Annotated in this window: 18 protein-coding genes; 13 read left to right on the top strand and 5 right to left on the bottom strand. The window is 76.4% G+C overall.

What is annotated here, in order from left to right:
- Window positions 1-127: 127 nt before the first annotated feature.
- Complete coding sequence (locus ABTZ17_RS18070) at window positions 128-1,735, top strand: IucA/IucC family protein (RefSeq protein WP_352196624.1); 1,608 nt, start codon at window positions 128-130, stop codon at window positions 1,733-1,735.
- Between the two features lie 589 nt (window positions 1,736-2,324).
- Window positions 2,325-3,656, top strand: coding sequence for a phytase (locus ABTZ17_RS18065; RefSeq protein WP_352196623.1), 1,332 nt, complete (start codon window positions 2,325-2,327; stop codon window positions 3,654-3,656).
- Between the two features lie 99 nt (window positions 3,657-3,755).
- On the opposite strand, the gene ABTZ17_RS18060 is transcribed toward ABTZ17_RS18065, so the two are convergent.
- Entirely contained in the window at window positions 3,756-4,661 is a 906-nt protein-coding gene (locus ABTZ17_RS18060) for a LysR family transcriptional regulator (RefSeq protein ID WP_352196622.1), read from the bottom strand.
- Between the two features lie 92 nt (window positions 4,662-4,753).
- Here ABTZ17_RS18060 and ABTZ17_RS18055 point away from each other — a divergent pair, with 92 nt between their 5' ends.
- Both ABTZ17_RS18055 and ABTZ17_RS18050 read left to right on the top strand, forming a co-directional pair.
- Complete coding sequence (locus ABTZ17_RS18055) at window positions 4,754-5,506, top strand: CTP synthase C-terminal region-related (seleno)protein (protein WP_352196621.1); 753 nt, start codon at window positions 4,754-4,756, stop codon at window positions 5,504-5,506.
- 150 nt (window positions 5,507-5,656) lie between these two features.
- Window positions 5,657-6,298, top strand: coding sequence for an NAD(P)H oxidoreductase (locus ABTZ17_RS18050; RefSeq protein ID WP_352196620.1), 642 nt, complete (start codon window positions 5,657-5,659; stop codon window positions 6,296-6,298).
- Window positions 6,299-6,391: 93 nt separating this feature from the next.
- On the opposite strand, the gene ABTZ17_RS18045 is transcribed toward ABTZ17_RS18050, so the two are convergent.
- A complete protein-coding gene (locus tag ABTZ17_RS18045) occupies window positions 6,392-7,063 on the bottom strand; it encodes a CGNR zinc finger domain-containing protein (RefSeq protein ID WP_352196619.1) in 672 nt (223 codons plus the stop codon).
- A 102-nt stretch (window positions 7,064-7,165) separates the two neighbouring features.
- Here ABTZ17_RS18045 and ABTZ17_RS18040 point away from each other — a divergent pair, with 102 nt between their 5' ends.
- From ABTZ17_RS18040 to ABTZ17_RS18020, 5 genes are all read left to right on the top strand, one after another.
- Complete coding sequence (locus tag ABTZ17_RS18040) at window positions 7,166-7,957, top strand: MBL fold metallo-hydrolase (protein WP_352196618.1); 792 nt, start codon at window positions 7,166-7,168, stop codon at window positions 7,955-7,957.
- Between the two features lie 124 nt (window positions 7,958-8,081).
- The gene (locus tag ABTZ17_RS18035) at window positions 8,082-9,461 is read left to right on the top strand and encodes an MFS transporter (protein WP_352196617.1); all 1,380 of its coding nucleotides are present in this window, start codon (window positions 8,082-8,084) and stop codon (window positions 9,459-9,461) included.
- Window positions 9,462-9,514: 53 nt separating this feature from the next.
- Entirely contained in the window at window positions 9,515-10,750 is a 1,236-nt protein-coding gene (locus tag ABTZ17_RS18030; protein WP_352196646.1) for an anhydro-N-acetylmuramic acid kinase, read from the top strand.
- 7 nt (window positions 10,751-10,757) lie between these two features.
- The gene (locus tag ABTZ17_RS18025) at window positions 10,758-11,252 is read left to right on the top strand and encodes an anthrone oxygenase family protein (RefSeq protein ID WP_352196616.1); all 495 of its coding nucleotides are present in this window, start codon (window positions 10,758-10,760) and stop codon (window positions 11,250-11,252) included.
- An 82-nt stretch (window positions 11,253-11,334) separates the two neighbouring features.
- Complete coding sequence (locus ABTZ17_RS18020) at window positions 11,335-11,904, top strand: TetR/AcrR family transcriptional regulator (protein WP_352196615.1); 570 nt, start codon at window positions 11,335-11,337, stop codon at window positions 11,902-11,904.
- A 51-nt stretch (window positions 11,905-11,955) separates the two neighbouring features.
- On the opposite strand, the gene ABTZ17_RS18015 is transcribed toward ABTZ17_RS18020, so the two are convergent.
- From ABTZ17_RS18015 to ABTZ17_RS18005, 3 genes are all read right to left on the bottom strand, one after another.
- Entirely contained in the window at window positions 11,956-13,113 is a 1,158-nt protein-coding gene (locus tag ABTZ17_RS18015) for a YncE family protein (RefSeq protein ID WP_352196614.1), read from the bottom strand.
- Window positions 13,110-13,757 (bottom strand): ankyrin repeat domain-containing protein, encoded by a 648-nt coding sequence (locus ABTZ17_RS18010; protein ID WP_352196613.1) that lies wholly within the window; start codon window positions 13,755-13,757, stop codon window positions 13,110-13,112. Before ABTZ17_RS18010 ends, ABTZ17_RS18015 begins: the two co-directional genes overlap by 4 nt.
- 203 nt (window positions 13,758-13,960) lie before the next feature.
- On the bottom strand, window positions 13,961-14,713 hold the full coding sequence (locus tag ABTZ17_RS18005) for a GntR family transcriptional regulator (RefSeq protein ID WP_352196612.1): 753 nt from the start codon (window positions 14,711-14,713) through the stop codon (window positions 13,961-13,963).
- Between the two features lie 195 nt (window positions 14,714-14,908).
- Between ABTZ17_RS18005 and ABTZ17_RS18000 the strand changes: the two genes are divergently transcribed.
- The 4 genes from ABTZ17_RS18000 (at window position 14,909) to ABTZ17_RS17985 (ending at window position 19,532) form a co-directional block, all read left to right on the top strand.
- Complete coding sequence (locus tag ABTZ17_RS18000) at window positions 14,909-16,186, top strand: PTS transporter subunit EIIC (protein ID WP_352196611.1); 1,278 nt, start codon at window positions 14,909-14,911, stop codon at window positions 16,184-16,186.
- A gap of 122 nt (window positions 16,187-16,308) precedes the next feature.
- Window positions 16,309-17,388 carry an SIS domain-containing protein gene (locus tag ABTZ17_RS17995; protein ID WP_352196610.1) on the top strand — a complete coding sequence of 360 codons (1,080 nt, stop codon included), beginning with the start codon at window positions 16,309-16,311 and terminating at the stop codon, window positions 17,386-17,388.
- A gap of 201 nt (window positions 17,389-17,589) precedes the next feature.
- A complete protein-coding gene (locus ABTZ17_RS17990; protein ID WP_352196609.1) occupies window positions 17,590-18,423 on the top strand; it encodes a class I SAM-dependent methyltransferase in 834 nt (277 codons plus the stop codon).
- A gap of 203 nt (window positions 18,424-18,626) precedes the next feature.
- Window positions 18,627-19,532, top strand: coding sequence for a S1 family peptidase (locus ABTZ17_RS17985; protein WP_352196608.1), 906 nt, complete (start codon window positions 18,627-18,629; stop codon window positions 19,530-19,532).
- The last annotated feature ends 68 nt before the right edge of the window (window positions 19,533-19,600 follow it).

Genomic DNA, 19,600 nt, shown 5'->3' with positions numbered 1-19,600 from the left:
CGGCCGGAGTGGCCCGCACGGAGCAACCGGATCCCCGGCCGGGGCCCTCGGGGTCGGGCCGGGCGGGGTGCCCGTGATCGGCCGACCGGGCGGAGAACGCCCCCGCCGTTATCCATACTGATCTGCGATGCAACCGATCCAAGAGACCCCCCGCCGCACCGCCGGATGGACCGTCACCGCGGGCCGTCCGCGCGCCTGCGAACCGTCCCCCGACCGCCGTGCCGTGGCCCCGCTGCTGGCCTGCCTGCTCCTCGAATGCGCCGACGCCGTGTCCGGCCCCGACCCCGCCGGCGCCCCCGGCCGGTCGGAGACCCGGTGCCTGCGGTTGTGGGCCTCCGGAGCGCTGCTGCGGGTACCCGCCGTGTACCGCCCGGACAGCGTCGAGCGGTGGACCGGCGAGTGCTGGGAGCCCCTGGCGCACCCCGAACTCGTGGCCCTGACGGCCCGTGAGATGGGCCTGCGGACCGGTCTCGCCAACGAGGCCCTGGCCGAGGAGATGGCCGAGAGCCTGCGAGCGGTCCGCGCCCTCACGGCCGCCCGCGCGCGCGGCACCGCCCCGGCCGATCCGTGGCTCCGCTCCGAACACGCCCTCCTCACCGGCCACCCCTCGCACCCGGCGCCGAAGGCCCGGGGCGGACTGCCCCCGGACAGCTGGCTGCCCTACGCCCCCGAGGCGCACGCGCGGTTCCCGCTGGTCCTCCTCGGCGTCCGCGAGGACGCCGTCGTGGAGGAGGGGGACACCCGTGCCCTGGACGTCCTCGGCGAAGCCCCGCCCGGGTACCGCCTGCTGCCCGCGCACCCCTGGCAACTGCTCCTCGTGGACGGCCTGCCCGCGGTGAAGGCGGCCTTCGCGGACGGGACCCTGCTCCGGCTGGGGGAGACGGAACGGGCGGCCGTGCCCACGGCCTCCGTCCGCACCCTGCACCTGCCGGGTCCGGACGCCGCCGACCCCGGACTGGGCCTCAAGTTCAGCCTCGACGTGCGGATCACCAACGACGTCCGGCGGCTGTGGAGCCACGACCTGGACCGGCTGGTGCCCGTGGACACCGAGGTGGCCGCCGCGATGGCCGCCGGCCGGGGAGGCGGCGGCTGGCTGAGCGACCGCGGGTACCGGACCGTCGCCGGGCTCGTCGAGGAGTTCGCGGTCATCGTCCGGGACGCGCCAGGTCTCCATCTGCCCGCCGGCAGCGGCGCCCTGCTCCCGGCCGCCCTCGCCGAGGGCTTCGAGGGCAGCCCGTGGGACCTGCCGGTGGATCCGGCGCGCTGGTGGGAGGCGTACCTGCGGTGCGTGGTGCCGCCCGTGCTGGAGCTGTTCGCCCGCGACGGGCTGGTGCTGGAGTGCCACCTCCAGAACACCCTGATCGCGGTGGACGCCTCCGGGACGCCGGTACGGGCGCTGTTCCGCGACCCCGAGGGCGTGAAGCGGATCTCCGAGGCCGGTCGGGCGGCGGGCTGGGAACGGCTCGTGTACTGCCTGGTCGTCAACCATCTGTCCGAACTGGCCGGCGCCCTCGCCGCCCGGTTCCCCGAGGCGGCACCGGGACTGTGGCCCGCGGCCCGTGCCGAGTTCCTGCGCTGCGCGGCGGACCTGCCCGAACTCCCGGAGGCCGCCGCCCTGCCGGACGCCCCCACGGTCCCCGCCAAGGCCAACCTGGTGCTCCGCTGGACCGGCGCGGACGGTGCCGACGCCCGCTACCTGCCGGTGCCCAACCCGCTCGGCCTGCCGGCGGGCTGAGCGCGAGGGCCCGGCGCCTCCGGCGGCCGCGCGACCGCCGTACGGCCGTCGTGCCACCGCCGTACGGCCGGCGGCCGGCACGGCTGCCGATGCGGGTGCCGGTGCCGGTTGCGGTTGCCGTGCCGCTGTCGGTCCGGCGGGCGGACCCGGGCCTCAGAACGGGCCCGCCCGGTCGGTGGCGGCGGTCCGGGCCCTTGGCCCGGACGGCTCCGAGGGCGTCGGAACGCCCCTCGGAACCCCGCCGCCCCTGCCCCCACCCTGCGACCCGCCCCGCCGGAACGCCACCGGGACGGCCTCAGGTACCGCCGGGCACCATCGGACCCGGCGACGCGCCCCCGGGCCGGTGCGGCGGCCCACCCCGCGGGCGGACCGGCGACGGCGCGGCCCGGCGGCCCGTCATCACGTTTCCGGACCCGAGCCCCCGCTCCCCGCGCTCCGCCCTGCGGAGCACCCCTCAAGGAGGCCCGGATCGCCGCGAGTTCACCCCCGCACCGCCCGCCCGACGCCCGACCGCGCCCGGGGCTTCACCCGGCGGCCGGAGTCTTCAGCGGCAACGCCCGGTGACCGTCCGACCGCTGGAGCCCCCTCCGTGACCCGAACCCGCCGCACCGCCCGCCCCGCCGCGCTCGCCCTCGGCGCCGCCCTCACCACCCTGACGGCCGTGGCCGGTCTCACGGCCGCGGCCCCCGCGGGCGCCGCCGCCCCGGCCCGGGAGCGGGTCCTCCCCGCCGTCACCCCCGTCGCCGAGACCGCGACCCTCTTCGACGACGAGGACGGCGGCAACGCCAACGCCGACGACCCGGCGATCTGGCGCAACCCCGCGGACCCGGGCCGCAGCCTGGTCGTGGCCACCGCCAAGGAGGGCGGACTGCGGGTCTACGACCTGGCCGCCCGCCAGGTGCAGGCCCTGGCCGCGCCGGCCGGGCCCGCCGCCGGGGACGCCCCCGGCCGCTTCAACAACACCGACCTCGTCCACCGGTTCCGGCTCTCCACCGGCCGCGCGGACCTCGCCGTCGTCACCGACCGGGGCAACGACCGGCTGCGGTTCTACCGCATCGACCGCGACCGCCGGGGCGGCCCGCTGACCGACGTCACCGCCCGCACCGCGCCCGCCGTCTTCTCCGCCTCCCAGGCCGAGATCAACGAACAGCGCACCGCCTACGGCCTCGCCACCTGGGCGGACTCCGCCTCGGGCCGGTCCTACGCCCTGGTCAGCCGCCGCCACACCACGACGGTCGCCCTGCTGGAACTGCTTCCGGCCCCCGGCGGCACCGTCACCTACCGCACTGTCCGCAGCCTGGACCTGCCCGCCTCCTTCCGGCTCCCGAACGGCGCCTCCTGGAGCCCGTGCGCCGAGCCCGGGGAACTCCCGCAGGTCGAGGGCATGGTGGTGGACCCCGTCGACGGCACCCTCTACGCCGGCCAGGAGGACGTGGGCATCTGGCGGATCCGCGCCGACCTGCGGTCCCGCCCCGTGCTCGTGGACCGGGTCCGCGAGTACGGCATTCCCGCCGCGTACGACGAGGAGACCGAGGAGTGCGCCCCGGGGGCCGACCCCGGTCACGGCGGCCGCAGGCTCACCGCGGACGTCGAGGGCCTGACCCTCGTCCCGCGCCGCGGCGGGGGCGGCCTGCTGCTGGCCTCCAGCCAGGGCGACGACACCTTCGCCCTGTACGACCGCGACCGCCGGGAGGGCAACCCCTACCGGGGCGGCCTGCGCATCACCGCCCGTGACGCGGACCTGGACGGCTCCGAGGAGTGCGACGGGGCCGCGGCCCTGGCCGAGCCCCTGGGCAAGGCGTTCCCGCGCGGCCTGCTCGTGGTCCAGGACGGCCACGACGCGCCGGAGGACGGCGAACGCACGGCCACCGGCTTCAAGTTCGTCGACCTCGGTGCCGTACTGGACACCCTGGACGACTGAGGACGGCCCGCTGCCCCGGGCCCCGGACGCCCGCCCGACCCACCCGGTCGGGCGGGCGTCCGCACGACCGGGACCGGTCGGAACGTACGGGGCGACGCGTCAGACGCGCGGGGCCCCGCCCCGGGCGCGGGCCAGCGCGGCGAGGACCCCCTCGACGGCGGGGGCCGGACCGCGCGGGTGCAGGGCCTCCGTCCGGTGCACCAGGACCGGTACGGTCACGGGCACCACCACCGTGTCCGCGAGCCCCGCCGCCACCGGCACGGGCAGCGCCGCCAGTCCGTGTCCGGCGGCCACCAGCAGCCCCAACCCCCGCAGGTCCGCGCCCGTGTAGCGCAGCCGGGGCCGGAAGCCCTCGGCGCGGGACACCGCCCGCAGTTGCTCCAGCGGGGCGGCCGTGTCCGGGGCGTCGATCCAATGGGCGTCGGCGAGGTCGGGCAGCCGTACCGCCGCGCGCCCCGCGAGCGGGTGATCCGCCGGGAACAGCACGCCGAGGGGTTCCTCCGCCACGCCGACCGTGCGCAACGGCCCGGTGTCCGGCAGGGGCAGCGGATCGGAGGGCGCCGCCGTGCCGTCCACCAGGCCCAGGTCCGCGGCCCCCGTCATCACCTCCCGCACCACCGCCTCCCGGCCCCGCACCCGCAGGGTCACCACGGGCCCCGGCGATCCGTCGCCGTGCGGGGCGAGCGCGCGGACCAACGCCGGGGTGAGCGCCGCCGGACTCGCCGCCACCGTCAGGCTCCCCGGCCGCGTCCGGTCCAGCCGTGCCAGATCGGCGCGGGCAGCGTCCAGGCGCAGCAGCAGGGGGCCGGCGTGCTCGCCCAGCCGCTCGCCCGCCGCCGTGGGCGCCACCGGGCGCCGTTCCACCAGCCGGGTGCCCAGATCGGCCTCCAGGGCGGCGATGTGCTGGGACACCGCCGACTGGGTGTACCCGAGCCGGCGGGCGGCGGCGGAGAACGAGCGCAGCTCGACCACGGTGACGAAGGTGCGCAGCAGATGCGGGTCCATCCCGCCAGTATCCCCGCCGCATCAGCAACACTGATCCGGCATGCAGGAATCATCGTTGGACGTGATGGGCAGCGGGCGCCGACGATGGGCGCATGACGCACACCGCACGCCTGGCCCTGGTGGCCGACCACTCCCCGAACGTCCGCGCCCACGCCCGTGTCCCGGCCCTGCTGGCCGCCCTGCGCACCCGCGAGGGCCTCGACCTCGACGCCTACTGGATCCCCACCGAGGAGGCCGGGCGGGGGCTGGAGGGCTTCGACGCGGTCTGGATCCTGCCCGGCAGCCCCTACCGCAGCGAGGCGGGGGTGCTCGGGGCCGTCCGCACCGCCCGGGAAGGGGGCATCCCCTTCCTCGGCACCTGCGGCGGATTCCAGCACGCCCTGCTGGAGTTCGCCCGGAACGCGGCCGGCCTGGAGCAGGCCGCGCACGCCGAGAACTCCGCGGGGGCGGAGCGGGAACCGGAGCGGGACGACCTGTTGATCGTGCCGCTGGCCTGCTCGCTGGTCGGCCACGAGGCCACCGTCCACCTGACCCCGGGCTCCCGTGCGGCCCGCCTCATCGGCGCCGAACGCACCCTGGAGCGCTACCACTGCAACTACGGCCCGAACCCCGCCCATCTGGACCGACTGCGGTCCCACGGGCTGGAGTTCACGGGCACCGACGGGGACGGGGCGGTGCGGATCGCCGAACTCCCCGCGCACCCCTTCTTCCTCGCCACCCTCTTCCAGCCGGAGCTGCACGGGGACGGGACCCGCCCGCACCCGCTGATCACCGCCTTCGCGGCGGCCGCCGTCCGGCACGCCGCCGTGGCGGAGTCGGCCGTCACCGAAGGGGCGACCGGCTGACGGCGCCCTCGGCTCCCGCGCCGACGCGGGTTCGCGGGGTCGCCGGTCGGGTGGGGCACGGGGGTGTCCACCCGGCCTGGCGCGTTCTCCTAGAGGGATTCGATCTCCTGGGCCCGTCGTCCTTCCGTACCTTCCGCCCTGGAGGCGCTCATGACCCGGACCCTGCTCATCGTGGGCCATCCCCGGCCCGATTCCCTGACCTCCCAGGTCGCCGCCCTGGCCCGACGGCGGCTGGAGGCGGCGGGGGACGCCGTGGACCTGCTCGACCTGTACGCCGAGGACTTCGATCCGCGCCTGACCACGGCGGACGAGCCGGAGTGGGGCAACCGCGACAAGCGCTACTCCGAGGACACCCACGCCCACATGCGGCGGTTCGAGGAGGCGGACCAGGTCATCGTGGTGTTCCCGGTGTGGTGGTTCGGCCCGCCGGCCATAGTCAAGGGCTGGATCGACCGGGTGTGGAACTACGGCTTCGCGTACGGGGCGAGCCGCCGTCGGCTGTCCGGCAAGCGCATCCTGTGGCTGGGCCTGGCCGGGGGTACGGCCGCCTACTACGAGAAGTCCGGCTTCGGGCACCTGATCGACCAGCAGTTGCGCGTCGGCCTCTCGGAGTTCTGCGGGCTGGACGAGGCCCAGGTGCGGCTGCTGTACGGGGCCGAGTTCTCCGGGATCCCGGAGGAGCAGCACGCCGCCCGGGCCGCGGAGGTGTTCGGCGCGGCCGAGACGGCCCTCACCGGCTTCGGCCTGCCGGGCGCCCGGACGCCGCGGGAGACCGGTCCGGTCCGGGTCTGACCGTCGCGCCCGGCACCGCCTCGTACGCCCCCACCCGGCTTCCGGGTGGGGGCGTACCCCGTGTGGTGCCGGGCGCGACGGTCCGGTTCCGGTTCAGTCGGCGGTCGGGGCCTCTTGGCCGCGGGTGCGGCGGGCGTAGGCGCGGGCCGCGCGGGCCCGGTCCCCGCACCGGGTCGAGCACCAGTGGCGGCGGCCGTGACGCAGTAGGAAGCGGGTGCAGGGCGCGGAGCCACAGGCGGTGAGCCGTTCGGCGTCCGGGCCGGTGAGCAGGTCGGCGGCGTCGTCGGCGAGGGTGGCCAGGGCGTGCTCCAGGACGCCGGTGACGGGGTGCGGGACCTCCCGGTGCGGGCCGCGTTCCCGGTCCCAGCGCAGCTGGGCGGCGGCGGGCCGGCGGGCGAGCGCGCCGTTCACGGCGGCCAGGGCGGGTCGTGGGGCGGGCTGCCCCGAGGCGCGGGCCGCGAACAGCATGCGCACCTGCTCGCGCAGGTCCCGCAGCATCGCGGCGCAGGTCTCCTGCACGCCGGCGTCCACGGGGGCCAGTCCGTGCGCGGTCAGCCAGCGGTTGGCGGCCCCGGGGGTGGCCAGCAGGTCCAGGTGTCGGCCGCCCGGCAGGGACAGCGTGCTGTTCACGAGGTCCAGGGACGGGTACGCGTCCGCCCCCGGGGCGGGGGGTGGCACGGCGTCGGCGCCGGGGCCGCCCGGCGCCGCGCCGGGACCGCGGCCGGAGCCGGTGGCGGAGAGATCGGTGAACGGGGCCTCCTGCATGTTTCTCATGTTAGCGCTTGCCTCATCCATGAGAACCCCTCTACGGTGTTCTCACGGATGCAGCTCATGCATCCGTGAGACTCGACGTTCAGGAGTGGACCGATGACGACCCCGACCGCCCCCGCCGCCCGGTTCCCCGTCCGCGTCCTCGGCGGCCCCACGGCCCTCTTCGAGTACGGCGGTCTGCGCTTCCTCACGGACCCCACCTTCGACGCCCCGGGGGAGTACCGGCGGCCCGGCGGGATCCACCTCACCAAGACGGCCCCCGCCGCCGCCCGCCCCGGCGACCTCGGCCCGGTGGACGTGGTCCTGCTCTCCCACGACGAACACCCCGACAACCTGGACACCTCCGGGCGGGAGTTCCTGCGCGAGGTGCCCCTCACCCTCACCACCCCCGGCGGCGCCGGCCGGCTCGGCGGCACCGCCCGCGGACTGGCCGACTGGGAGTCCGTCACCCTGGACCGCCCCGACGGCGGCACCCTGACCGTCACCGGCGTCCCCGCCGTGCACGGCCCCGGCCACAGCGCCGAGGTCGAACCCTTCACCGGACGGGTGGTCGGCTTCGTCCTGACCGGCTCCGACCTCCCCACCGTGTACGTCAGCGGGGACAACGCCTCCCTGGACGCCGTCAAGGAGATCGCCGCCCGCTTCGGACCGGTGGACACCGCGGTGCTCTTCGCGGGCGCCCCCCGCTTCCCGGTCCTCTTCGACGGGGAACCGCTCGTCCTGGACAGCCCCGGGGCCGCGACCGCCGCCGCCCTGCTGGAAGCGCGCCGCGTCGTACCCGTCCACTGCGACAGCTGGGCCCACTTCACCGAGGACGCGGCCGACCTCACGGCCGCCTTCGCCGCCGCCGGCCTCGCCGACCTCCTCGACCCCGGCCACCGGGGCTGACCCGCCGTCCCGGACCGGCCGGACCGGCTCGGTACACCGGCCGACCCGCCCCCGGCCTGCGCCGTTCCGCTGAACCGGCGCGCCCCGGCGCTTCCGCGCGGGGCGCGCCGGGGAGGCAGCAGGGGTGAGCCGATCCGCACCGCGCGTCCTCCCGCCCCCGCCCCCGGCGCGCCCCCGGGGTTCCGGCACCGCGCGGACCCCGGCCCGCCGCGCCGTCCTCGCGGGCGCCTTCGGCAACTTCACCGAGTGGTACGAGTTCGGGGTCTACGGGGCCTTCGCCACCGTCATCGCCGACCGCTTCTTCGCCCCGGCCGGAACCGACACCGCCGCCCTCACCGGCACCTACGCCGCCTTCGCCCTCGCCTTCTTCTTCCGGCCCCTCGGCGCCCTCCTCTTCGGCCGGATCGCCGACCGCGAGGGCCGCCGCCCCGCCCTCCTCCTCACCATCGCCCTGATGACCGCGGCCACCACCCTCATCGGGCTGCTCCCCACTCACGACACCGCCGGAGCCGCCGCCCCCTGGCTGCTCACCGCCCTGCGGGCCGTCCAAGGGCTGGCCGCCGGCGGCGAGTTCGGCGGCTCCGTCAGCCTCCTCACCGAAAGCGCCCCCCCCGGCCGGCGCGGCCGCCGGGGCGCCTGGCAGTCCCTCACCGTGGCCCTCGGACTTCTCGCCGGCACCACCACCGCCGTCACCCTCGCCCTGCTCCTCGGCGAGCAGGCCCTGTACGCCTGGGGCTGGCGCCTCCCCTTCCTGCTCGCCCTGCCCCTCGGACTCACCGCCCTGCGCCTGCGCCGCGACCTCCCCGAAACCGCCCCGCCGCGGACCGCGCCCACCACCGCCCCGGCCGCGGACCGCACACCGTCCCGCGCCCCCACCGCGGCCGGCCCGGCCGTCGGGACCCGGGGCCGGGGCCCCCGGCTCGCCCCCACCATCGCCCTCGGCATCGCCCGCGTCATGGGCTGGTCCGCCGCCGGGTACACCTTCCTGGTCGTGCTGCCCGCCCACCTCCAGACCACCCTCGGCACCGGCTTCGGCCGCGCCCAGGCCGCCGGACTCCTCACCACCCTCGGATTCGCCGCCGCGATCCTCCCCGCCGGGATCCTCAGCGACCGCACCGGCCGCCGTGCCGTCACCACCACCGGCTGCGCCCTCGTGGTCCTCCTCGCCGTCCCCTTCCTGCGCCTGCTCCGCGATCCCGCGGCCCCCCACACCGGCAAGGCCGCCGCGCTCCTCCTGGCGGGCGCCGTCCTCGGCCTGCTCGCCGGCCCCGGACCCGCCCTGCTCGCCGAGATGTTCCCCACCGAGGTCCGCAGCACCGGCCTCGGCCTGGCCTACGCCCTCTCCAACGCCGTGTTCTCCGGCTGCGCCGGACTCACCGTCACCCTCCTCACCCGCTGGACGGGCCACCCCGACGTCCCCGCCCTGTACGCCGCCGCCTGCTGCGCCCTCTCCCTGCCCGCCCTGCTCACCCTCCGCCCCGACGACCACCTGAGGCCCCTGTGACCCCCGACCGCCCGGCCGTCCCCACTCCGGAATCCGCCACCGTCATCGGCCTGATGTCCGGCACCTCCTGTGACGCCGTCGACGCGGCCGCCGCCGTCCTCCGCCAGGACGGCGACACCCTGCACCTCACCCCCCTCGGCCTGCTCGCCACCCCGTACCCGCCGGACCTGCACCGGCTCCTCACCGGAGCCCTGCCCCCGCACCCCACCACCCTCGCCGACGCCTGCCGCCTGGACACCCTCATCGGACGGGCCTTCGGCCGGGCCGCCGTCCGGGCCGAACGCGCCCTGTGCGCGGGCCCCGCCGACCTCATCGCCTCCCACGGGCAGACCGTCTTCCACTGGGTCGAGGAGGGCCGCGTGCACGGCACCCTCCAGCTCGGCGAACCCGCCTGGATCGCCGAGGCCACCGGACGGCCCGTGGTCTCCGGCTTCCGCCCCCGGGACGTGGCCGCCGGAGGTCAGGGCGCCCCCCTCGTCGCCCTCGTCGACCTGATGCTGCTCCGCGACCGCCCCGGCACCCCCGCCGCCCTCAACCTCGGCGGCATCGCCAACGCCACCGTCGCCGCCCCCGGCCGCGCCCCCACCGCCTTCGACACCGGCCCCGGCAACGCCCTCCTCGACGCCGCCGCCCTCGCCCTCACCGACGGCCGCCTCGACCACGACCACGACGGCCTCCTCGCCGCCGCCGGAACCGTCCACGGGCCCCTCCTCGACCACCTCCTCGCCGAGCCCTACTACGCTCGCCCGGCCCCCAAGACCACCGGCCGGGAGCTCTTCCACGCCGGCTACCTCCGCGCCGCCCTCGACGCCTTCGGCCCGCTCCCCACCCCCGACGTGCTCGCCACCCTGACCCGCCTCACCGCCCGCACCGTCGCCGACGCCCTGCGCCCGCACCGGGTCACCGAGGTCCTCGCCTCCGGCGGCGGCACCCGCAACCCGACCCTGACCGCAGCCCTCCGCGAGGAGCTGGGACCGGACACCCCCCTGCGACCGTCCGAGGAACTGGGACTGCCCGCCCAGGCCAAGGAGGCGTACGCCTTCGCCGTGCTCGGCTTCCTCACCCTGCACGGACTCGCCGGCAACGAACCCACCTGCACCGGCGCCGCCGGCCCGCGGATCCTCGGCTCCCTCACCCCCGGCCGCGCCCCCCTCCGCCTGCCGGCCCCCGGCACCGTGCCGCCGCGCGCCCTCCGCGTCGCCCCGACCCGCCCCGGAACCGCACCCGAGACGGACGGACACGGGCCGGAGCGTCCGGAGCATGTCGCGCGGGAGCCCCGCCCGGTGTGATGGGGACATGACCTCCAGATTCGTCTTCGCCCTGGTCCTCGGCTCCGCCCTCACCACCGGGCTCGTCGCCGGGATCTTCTACGCCTTCTCCACCGGCGTGATGCGCGCCTTCGGAGCCCTCGCCCCCCGCGCCGGCCTCGCCGCCATGCAGTCCGTCAACACGGCCGTCATCAACCCGCTGTTCCTCGGGGCCTTCCTCGGGGCCGCCGCCCTGTCCCTGGCCGCCAGCGTGCACGCCGTCACCCACCGCGGCGAGCCCGGCGCGGGCCTGCTGCTCGCGGGCGCGCTGCTCTACCTCCTCGGCTCCTTCCTGTGGACCGTGGTCTTCCACATCCCGCGGAACAACGCCCTGGCCGCCCTCGACCCGGCCGACCCCGCGAGCGTCCGCCCCTGGCTGGACTACCTCCGCGTCTGGACGGCCGGCAACCACGTCCGGACCGTCGCCTCCCTGGCCTCGACCGCCTGCTTCGTCCTCGCCCTGGTGGCCCGCCGGCCCCTCTGACCGGCCTTTCGACCCGGGCTGTGCCTACAGTGCTGGGGCGCACGCGGCCGCGTCGCGCGCGGGAGCGGGAGGAAGCACCACCTTGAAAGCGGGACTGACGGCGGAACGCCTCACCCAGGCCGGGGCCGAACTGGCCGACGAGATCGGCTTCGACCGGGTCACCCCCTCGGAGCTGGCCCGACGCTTCGGGGTGAAGCCCGCCAGCCTGTACGCGCACGTGAAGGGCGCCGAGGACCTGAAGGTCCGGATCGCGTTGCTCGCCCTGACGGAATCCGCGGACCTGGTCGGGGCCGCGCTCGCCGGACGTTCCGGCAAGGAAGCCCTGACCGCCTTCGCCGACGCCCACCGCGACTACGCCCTCCGGCACCCGGGCCGCTTCGCCGCCACCCGGCACCGACTGGACCCGGCGACGGCCGCCGCCAGTGCCGGTCCCCGGCACGCCGAACTCACCCGGGCCGTCCTGCGCGGGTACGACCTCCCCGAGGCGCACCACACCGCGGCCGTCCGGCTGCTGGGCAGCGTCTTCAGCGGGTACGTCGGCCTGGAGACCGCGGGCGGCTTCGACCACAGCCCGCCCGCCCCGCAGCAGACGTGGAACGAGATCGTCGACGCCCTCGACGTCCTCCTGCGGAACTGGCCCACCGGCCCCTGAGGCCGGCCACCGCGCCCGCGCACCGGCGGACCGGGGGCACGGACGGGCCGCCTATCCGCGGGGCGCGGACGGCGGGGCCGGCAGGACCACCGCCCCGAGCGGCCGGCTGCCCACCGCGATCCGGGTCACCCCGCCGCCGGCGGCGTCCACCACGCTGATGCCGTCCCAGTACCCGTCCCGCGTGAACCCGCCGGTGACGTACGCGGTGCGGCCGTCCGGGGACAGGACCACGTCCTCGTGCGGCCCCTCCAGCGGCACCACCCGTTCGCGTCCGTCGGGGCGCCGCACGGTCAGCGAGGGACCCCGGCCGTCCGACGGGTCCACCGCACCCGTCCCCACCACGTACAGGGTGCCGTCCGGACCGGTCGAGGCCCCGTGCTGGTGGGTGTCGGCCGTCATCGGCTCCACCCGGACCGTCCCCGAGCGCGGGTCCACCACGGCCAACCGCTCGCCCTCGAAGGGCAACAGCAGCCTGCCGTCCGGACGCACCGCCGCGTAGTGCGGCTTCAGCCAGGAGCCGAGTCCGCCCTCGGTGCCGTACGGGGCCACCTCCACGCGGCGGGTCCCCCAGGCCGCGGTGTCCACCACCGTCACGTCGAAGGAGTCGTGCCCGGTGGCGTAGACCTGCCCGCCGTCCCGGGACACGTCCACATCGAAGGGGCGCCGACCCACCGGCACGGTGCGCACCACCTCCCGGCTCCCGGTGTCGATCACCTCCAGCACCCCGGACCCGCCGGGCACGTTGACCCCGACGTAGACGCGGGACCCGTCCGGGGAGAGGGCGATGCCCATGCCGCCGCCTCGGTACTCCCCGTCGGTGACGGGGCCGGTCGCGGTGGCGTACGGGACCAGCGCGGTGCGGACCCGGCGGACGGTGTCCACCACCGCCACGCCCTCCGCGGTGGACACCCAGGCCGTGCCGTCGCGGCCCAGGGCGATCCCGTACGGGGCCGTGCCCACCCGCACGGAAGCGGTGGCCGGGCCGCCGTCCGCCGGCGGCGGACCGGTGAAGGTCACGGTGTCGGAACCGAAGTCCGCGAGCAGCAGTCGGTCCCGGGGGAGCCCGACCGCGTCCGGTGCGCCCGGGGAGGGGGCGCTCGTCGTGGGGGCGGGGGAGTCCGCCCGGGCCGGGGAGCCGGGGCCCGCGCACCCGGCCACGACCAGCGCGGCGCCGAGCGCCGCCGCGACCCGCACCGCCGCCGCCCTCATCGCGTGCTCCCGGCGGCCGGGCCGGCGCCCGCCTCCTCGGCGGCCCGCAGCAGATCGGCCAGCGCGGTGAAGCCGAGCCGACGGGCGTGCGCCAGGGCCGTCACCCCGTGACCGTCGGGGAGGAAGGGGTCGGCGCCCGCCGCGAGCAGGATCCGCACCACCTCCTGGTGGTCGCGGCCGCCGTCGCCGAGGATCACGGCCTCCAGCAGGGCCGTCCACCCGAGTCGGTTGACGTGGTCCACCGCGATCCCCGTCTCGGCGAGCACGGCCCGCACGTACCCCACGTGCCCCCGCTCGCTCGCGGGGATCACCGACACCCCGCCGTAGCGGTTCGTCAGCGTGACGTCCGGATCGCCCGGGAGCAGGGCGCGCATCATGGCCACGCTGCCGGTGACCCCGGTGACCAGCCACGGGCTGTCCCGTCGGCCGTCCTGCGCGTCGACGTCCGCGCCCGAGGCCACCAGCAGCCGGGCCACCTCCACGTGGTCGGCGAGGGCCGCGCGCAGCAGCGGGGTGCGCCCCCGCTCGTCCCGGGCCTCCGTCCGGGCGCCCGCCGCGAGCGCGGCGCGGGCGGCGGCCGTGTCCCCGGACGCGGCGGCGTCCGAGAGGGCCGTATCGGCGGGGGAGAGCGGCTTCCGGGTCACGGGGACCTCCTCGGGGACGGCGGGACGCCCGGGCGGCGTCGGCGGGACGGCGGTCCGGTCCCGGTGCCCCCAGCCTCCCCCGGGCCACGGCCGTTCCCCGTCGTCGCACCGGGTGGTCCGGGCCGGCGGACCGGTGGACCCCGGGGTCCACCGATCGGATGACCCGCGCCCGGATGGCCCGGGAGGCGCTGCCCGGGGCCGTCTCAGCCCGCGTGGAAGCTGGTGCGCAGCCGGTAGCGGTCCCCGCTGTACTGGACGGTGGACAACAGCAGGGGCCGGTCCTCGCGGGTGTAGAGGGTCTGGTCGAGGACGAGGACGGGGGAGCCCTCGGTGATGCCCAAGCGGGCGGCGGTCTCCGCGCCGGCGCGCCGGGACTCGATGGCCGCCTCGGCCCGGTCCGGCCGCACGCCCCAGCGCCCCAGCTCCTCGAAGAGGGAGGCGGTGGCGAAGTCCGTGCGGGAGCGCTCGGGGGCGAGGTCCGGGGCCAGTTCGGCGACGAGCAGGCTGCGGTCCACGGCGATCCGGACGCCGTTGAGCAGCCGGACCCGCTCCAGCCGCACCAGTGGGGTGCCCGCGGGCACCCCGAGGCGTTCGGCCTCGTCGAGGGAGGCGGTGACCAGGTCGTGGCGGAGCACCACCGAGCCGGGGGTCATGTGCTTGCGGCGGGCGGTCTCGGTGAAGGACTCCAGGTCCTTGGGCCAGTCCCGGGCGGCGGCCGGGGCGGTGGGCGCGGCGACGAACCAGCCGCGCCCGTGCGAGGCGGTCACCAGGCCCTGGTCCACGAGGTGGCCGAGGGCCCGGCGCAGCGTGACCCGGGAGACGTCCAGCCGGGTGCACAGCTCGCGTTCCGGGGGCAGCTTCGCCCCGGCGGCCAGGCCGCGCCGTGCGATCTCCTCGCGGATCCGGTCGGCGGCCCGGGACCAGAGCGGGGCGGAGTCGTCGGCAGATTCGTTCATGCACGGGACCATACCACTGCTTACCACTTGACCCGAGGCGGAGGGCCCGGCGGCGGGGGACCTCCGGCCCCTCCTGTCCCGATCATGAAAGACCACGGAATACCTCTATTGACCACTGCCGAACCACTGGCTACCTTCGGCCTCACCCCAGCACCCCCTGGGGCCACCACCGCCCCGTCCCCGAGGAGCAGCACCATGAGCACGGCCCCCGCCCAGGCCGCCGACGGATCCCCAGGAGCCGCCGCCCCCGCCCCCGCCCCGGCCAAGCGGCCCGCCCGGGTCATGCCGGTCCTGCAGCGCATCGGCCGCAGCCTCATGCTCCCGGTCGCGGTGCTCCCCGCCGCCGCGCTGATGACCCGGTTGGGCAAGGACGACCTCCTCGGCAGCGAGGCCCTGCCCCTGGTCGTGCGGAAACTGGGCATGGTGCTGGCCGCCGCGGGCGACAGCGTGATCCAGAACCTCCCGCTGCTCTTCGCCGTCGGCGTGGCCATCGGCTTCGCCAAGAAGGCCGACGGCTCCACCGCCCTCGCCGCCGTGGTCGGCTACCTCACCTTCAAGTCCGTCCTGGCTTCCCCGGCCTTCCCCAACGGCGTCGACGGCGAACCCCTGGACGCCAAGGTGCTCGGCGGCATCGTGATGGGCCTGGTCGCCGCCCTCCTCTACCAGCGGTTCAGCCGCACCAAGCTCCCCGAGTGGCTGGGCTTCTTCGGCGGCCGGCGGCTGGTCCCGATCCTCGCCGCCTTCTCCGGCGCCGCGGTCGGAGTGGTATTCGGACTGGTATGGCCCACGGTCGGCTCGTGGTTCTTCCACTTCGGCGAATGGCTGGTCGGCACCGGCGCCTGGGGCGCGGGGGTCTTCGGCGTGATCGTCCGCGCCCTCATCCCGGTCGGGATGCACCACTTCTTCTCGTTCTTCCCCTGGTTCGAAGCCGGCACCTTCGTCAACCCCGACACCGGGGCCGAGGTCCACGGCGACATCGCCCGCTTCCTCGCCGGGGACCCCACGGCCGGACAGTTCATGACCGGCGGCTTCCCGATCTACATGTTCGCGCTGCCCGCCGCCGCCATGGCCATCGCACACACCGCCCGCCCCGAACACCGCACCGCCGTCCGAGGCATGATGATCTCCGTCGCGCTGACCTCCTTCGTCACGGGCGTCACCGAGCCCATCGAATTCGCCTTCATGTTCGTGGCCCCGCTGCTCTACGCCGTCCACGCCCTGCTCTTCGGAGTCTCCATGGGCGTCTGCTACGCCCTCGGCATCCGCGACGGATTCGGTTTCTCCTCCGGGGCCATCGACTACGTGGTCAACTTCGGCATCGCCACCAAGCCGCTGCTGCTCATACCCATCGGGCTGGCCTTCGCCGCCCTGTACTACGTCATCTTCCGCTTCGCCATCGTCCGGTTCGACCTCCAGACCCCCGGCCGCGAACGCGACCCGGAGGCCGCGCCGGACCGGGACCCCGCCCCGTGACCGGCGCCCCGGCCCCGCAGCTGTCCCACCCCGCACCCCACCCGCACCCGGCGCGCACCGCCCCGGCGGCACCGCGCCCGCCGCACGGCCGCACCCCTCACCACTCACCCTCAGGAGCCACGATGTCCGGATCCCGCATCACCTTCCTCGAAGGCCAGGCCACCCAGGGCGCCGCCCTCGCCCGGATCGCCGCGCACGTCCGCGCCGGGCTCGCCGACCCCGCCGTCCGGGAGGCCCTGCGCGGCTGTCGCAAGCCCCTCTTCACCGGGATCGGCGCCTCCTACGCCGCGCTCGCCCTGCCGGTCCGGCAGCTCCGCGAGGCCGGGGTCGTCTCCCAGCGGGTGCTCGCCAGCGACATCGAGGACGGCACCGCGGGCTTCGACACCGACCTGCTGATCGGCGTCTCCCAGAGCGGCCGCAGCAGCGAGACCCTCGCCGCCTTCCGCGCCGCTCCCGCCGGGGTCACCCGGGTCGCACTGGTCAACGTGGCCCCGTCGCCGCTCGCCGCGTGCGCCGACGCCCGCGTGGACCTCGGCAACGAGCCCGACTCCTTCGCCTCCACCACCGGCTACACCGGCACGCTGGTCGCCCTCGACCTGATCGCCGGGGCGATCGCCGGTCGTCCCGAGGACCAGGACCCGTGGCGGGACGTCGAAGCGCTCACCGAGCGGGTGCGCGGCTCCGCCGCCGGGACCGTGGCCGCGCTCCGGGAGCGCGCCGCCCGCTGCGTGGCCGCCGACTCCGTGGCCGCCGGCGCCTCCCTGGCCTCCGCCGAGGAGGGCGCGCTGCTGCTGCGCGAGGTGGTGCGGATGCCCGCCGCCTCCTCCGTGACCCGCAACTACCTGCACGGCGAGATGGAATCGGCGGGCAACACCCTCCACCTCGTCTTCGGTGACGGCCGGGAACTGGGCCTGGCCCGCTCCCTCGCCGAGGCGGGCCACCTCACCCTCCTCCTCACCACCCGCGAGGCCCCGGCCGAGGCGGCCCCGGCACCCGAGTCCCTGTACACCGTCCGGCTCCCCGAGGTGCCCGCCGCGGTCCGCACGGTCCTGGAGGCCGTGGTCCTCCAGGAACTCGTGGCCCGACTCAGCGAGGAGCGCGGACTGCCCATCGAGTCTTTCGTGTTCGCCAACGACGACACCAAGGAGGGCGGCCTCGACATGAGCGACTTCGCGGTCGCCGCGCACACCCTCGCCTCCTGACCCGCCCCCACGAACCCGGCCGCCCCGCCCCCGTCCGCGCCCTCCCGGCGCGGACGGGGGCGTCGCGTTCCGGCCGACCCGCCGCCGCGCCCGGCCCCGGGACCGTCCCCCCGCCCCCGCCCGGAATGCCACACTGGCGGCCCCCGACCGGCCCGGGGAGCCCCGCGCCGGTCGCCGTACCGCCCCAGGAGGTGCCCCAGCGTGACCCACGGTGCTCAGGATTCCTTCCCCGAGATCGACCCCGCGGTACGGGAGACCTACGGCCCGGCCGACCTCAGCCGGGAGCCCGTCTTCGCGGGCGGCTTCATCAACTTCGGCCACTGGGCGGACATCGACCTCACCGCCCCGCTCGGGGAGGCCGAACGGATCCGCAGCCAACAGGACCTCTACCGCAGGGTCCTGGACGCCGCGGGCCCGCAGGAGGGCCGACGCGTCCTGGAAGTGGGCTGTGGCCTCGGCATGGGCTCCGCCCTCACCCTCGAAGAGCGCTCACCGGCCGCCGTCACCGCCATGGACGTCCACCCCCAGCAGCTGGAACGGGCCCGCTCCGCCCACGCCGGCCTCCTCTCACGCAGCCCCGAACGGCTCGTCTTCGCCCGCGGCGCCGCCGAGCGGATGCCCTTCCCGGACGCCGCCTTCGACACCGTGATCAGTGTGGAGGCCGCCCAGCACTTCCCCGACCTCGACGCCTTCGCCGCCGAGACCGCCCGGGTCCTCGCCCCCGGCGGCCGGGTGGCCGTGGCCACCTTCTTCACACCCGACGACGCCCCCGCCCACGCCGCCGAACTGGCCCGCCTCCTGCACACCTTCGAGACCGGACTCGACCGCGCCCGCCCAGTCGGCGCCCTCACCGCGGCCCTCACGGCCGCGGGCCTCACCGAGGCCCGCGCCCACTCCCTCGGCCCGGCGGTGTGGGCCGGCTGGGACCGCTGGCTGTCCCGCCTGTGGGCCGCGGACACCTGGCCCCGCAACTTCCTCCGCGCCCACGAACGCGGCCACCTCGACTACTACCTCGTCACCGCCGTCCGGACCTGAGCACCGCCGGAACACCCGCCCGTCCCCCCGCGGGCCGCGACGATTTCACGCCAAACCCTCGCGGCCCGCAAAAATTCTCGTCGAACGGGGAACCGAACCGCGGCGATCACCCTCTGGATTCCCGGCACGCACCTTGCGTCCCAACGCCCCCGGGCGAAAAGGACTTTGGTGCCCCAACGGAGAAATCGGAGAAAGCCACCCCCATGACGATCCGTCTCTCCGGCGCACGCCGCCGGATAGCCTCCCTCACCCTCGCCGCCACCGCGGCGGCGGCCCTCCTCGGAGCCGCCCCCGCGCACGCCGCCGGGACCGCCCAGGACGTCCCGCAGGCCATGGCCCCCGCGGGCCCCGTCAAGCCGCCGGCCGGCATCATCGGCGGCCGCGACGTCGCCGACGGCACCTACCCCTGGATGACCGCCCTGCTCAGCAAGGGCAAGGGCCGCCCCGTCGACCGGCAGTTCTGCGGCGGCAGCCTCATCGCCCCCGACCTGGTCCTGACCGCCGCCCACTGCGTCACCGGCGTCAAGCTCAAGAGCATCGAGGTCACCGTCGGCCGCACGCTGCTGTCCGACAAGAAACAGGGCGCCCTGCGCGACCTGCGGAGCATCGTGGTCCACCCGCGCTACCTCAGGGGTCAGGAAGCGTACGACCTCGCCCTGCTCGAACTGGCCGCCCCCGTCCGCGGGGTCGCCGCCGTGAAGCTCCCCACCCCCGGCACCGACGCCCTGCTGCGCCCCGGCGCCAAGGCCACCGTCATCGGCTGGGGCAACACGAACACCGAGATCACGAACTACCCCGACCGCATGCGCGGAGTGCAGGTGCCGATCCTGTCGCACCCCGAGTGCAAGGCCACCTACCGCGGCTACGACAAGAGCGTCAACGTCTGCGCCGGCGTGGAGGGCAAGGACTCCTGCCAGGGCGACAGCGGCGGCCCGCTCTTCCGCGTCGTCGCCGGTCGGACCTACCAGATCGGCATCGTCTCCTACGGCGAGGGCTGCGCGGAGCAGGGCGCCCCGGGCGTCTACGCCTCCACCAGCTCGGCCAAGCTGTGGAAGACCCTCGGCGAGTCCGCCGAGGGCCGTCGCGTGCTGAAGCACCTGGGTCGCTGAGTCCCCGGTCCGCCGCGCCCCCCCGCCCCGGGGGCCGCCGCCCCACCGCGCGGGGGGGGCGAAGAGCA

It is taken from the genome of Streptomyces sp. NPDC097619, from assembly GCF_040302735.1.
Lineage (GTDB): Bacteria > Actinomycetota > Actinomycetes > Streptomycetales > Streptomycetaceae > Streptomyces.
The sequence above is the reverse complement of the archived record's forward strand: the minus strand, read 5'-3'. Positions and strand labels throughout refer to the sequence as shown.

Bases quoted from the DNA above. Each gene is read 5' to 3' on its own strand.
- ABTZ17_RS18050 (WP_352196620.1), top strand. From the start codon at position 5,657: ATGACCCGGACCCTGCTCATCGTGGGCCATCCCCGGCCCGATTCCCTG.
- ABTZ17_RS18000 (WP_352196611.1), top strand. From the start codon at position 14,909: ATGAGCACGGCCCCCGCCCAGGCCGCCGACGGATCCCCAGGAGCCGCC.
- ABTZ17_RS18070 (WP_352196624.1), top strand. From the start codon at position 128: ATGCAACCGATCCAAGAGACCCCCCGCCGCACCGCCGGATGGACCGTC.
- ABTZ17_RS17995 (WP_352196610.1), top strand. From the start codon at position 16,309: ATGTCCGGATCCCGCATCACCTTCCTCGAAGGCCAGGCCACCCAGGGC.
- ABTZ17_RS18055 (WP_352196621.1), top strand. From the start codon at position 4,754: ATGACGCACACCGCACGCCTGGCCCTGGTGGCCGACCACTCCCCGAAC.
- ABTZ17_RS18030 (WP_352196646.1), top strand. From the start codon at position 9,515: ATGTCCGGCACCTCCTGTGACGCCGTCGACGCGGCCGCCGCCGTCCTC.
- ABTZ17_RS18015 (WP_352196614.1), bottom strand. From the start codon at position 13,113: ATGAGGGCGGCGGCGGTGCGGGTCGCGGCGGCGCTCGGCGCCGCGCTG.
- ABTZ17_RS18040 (WP_352196618.1), top strand. From the start codon at position 7,166: ATGACGACCCCGACCGCCCCCGCCGCCCGGTTCCCCGTCCGCGTCCTC.
- ABTZ17_RS18025 (WP_352196616.1), top strand. From the start codon at position 10,758: ATGACCTCCAGATTCGTCTTCGCCCTGGTCCTCGGCTCCGCCCTCACC.
- ABTZ17_RS17985 (WP_352196608.1), top strand. From the start codon at position 18,627: ATGACGATCCGTCTCTCCGGCGCACGCCGCCGGATAGCCTCCCTCACC.
- ABTZ17_RS18060 (WP_352196622.1), bottom strand. From the start codon at position 4,661: ATGGACCCGCATCTGCTGCGCACCTTCGTCACCGTGGTCGAGCTGCGC.
- ABTZ17_RS18005 (WP_352196612.1), bottom strand. From the start codon at position 14,713: ATGAACGAATCTGCCGACGACTCCGCCCCGCTCTGGTCCCGGGCCGCC.
- ABTZ17_RS18045 (WP_352196619.1), bottom strand. From the start codon at position 7,063: ATGCAGGAGGCCCCGTTCACCGATCTCTCCGCCACCGGCTCCGGCCGC.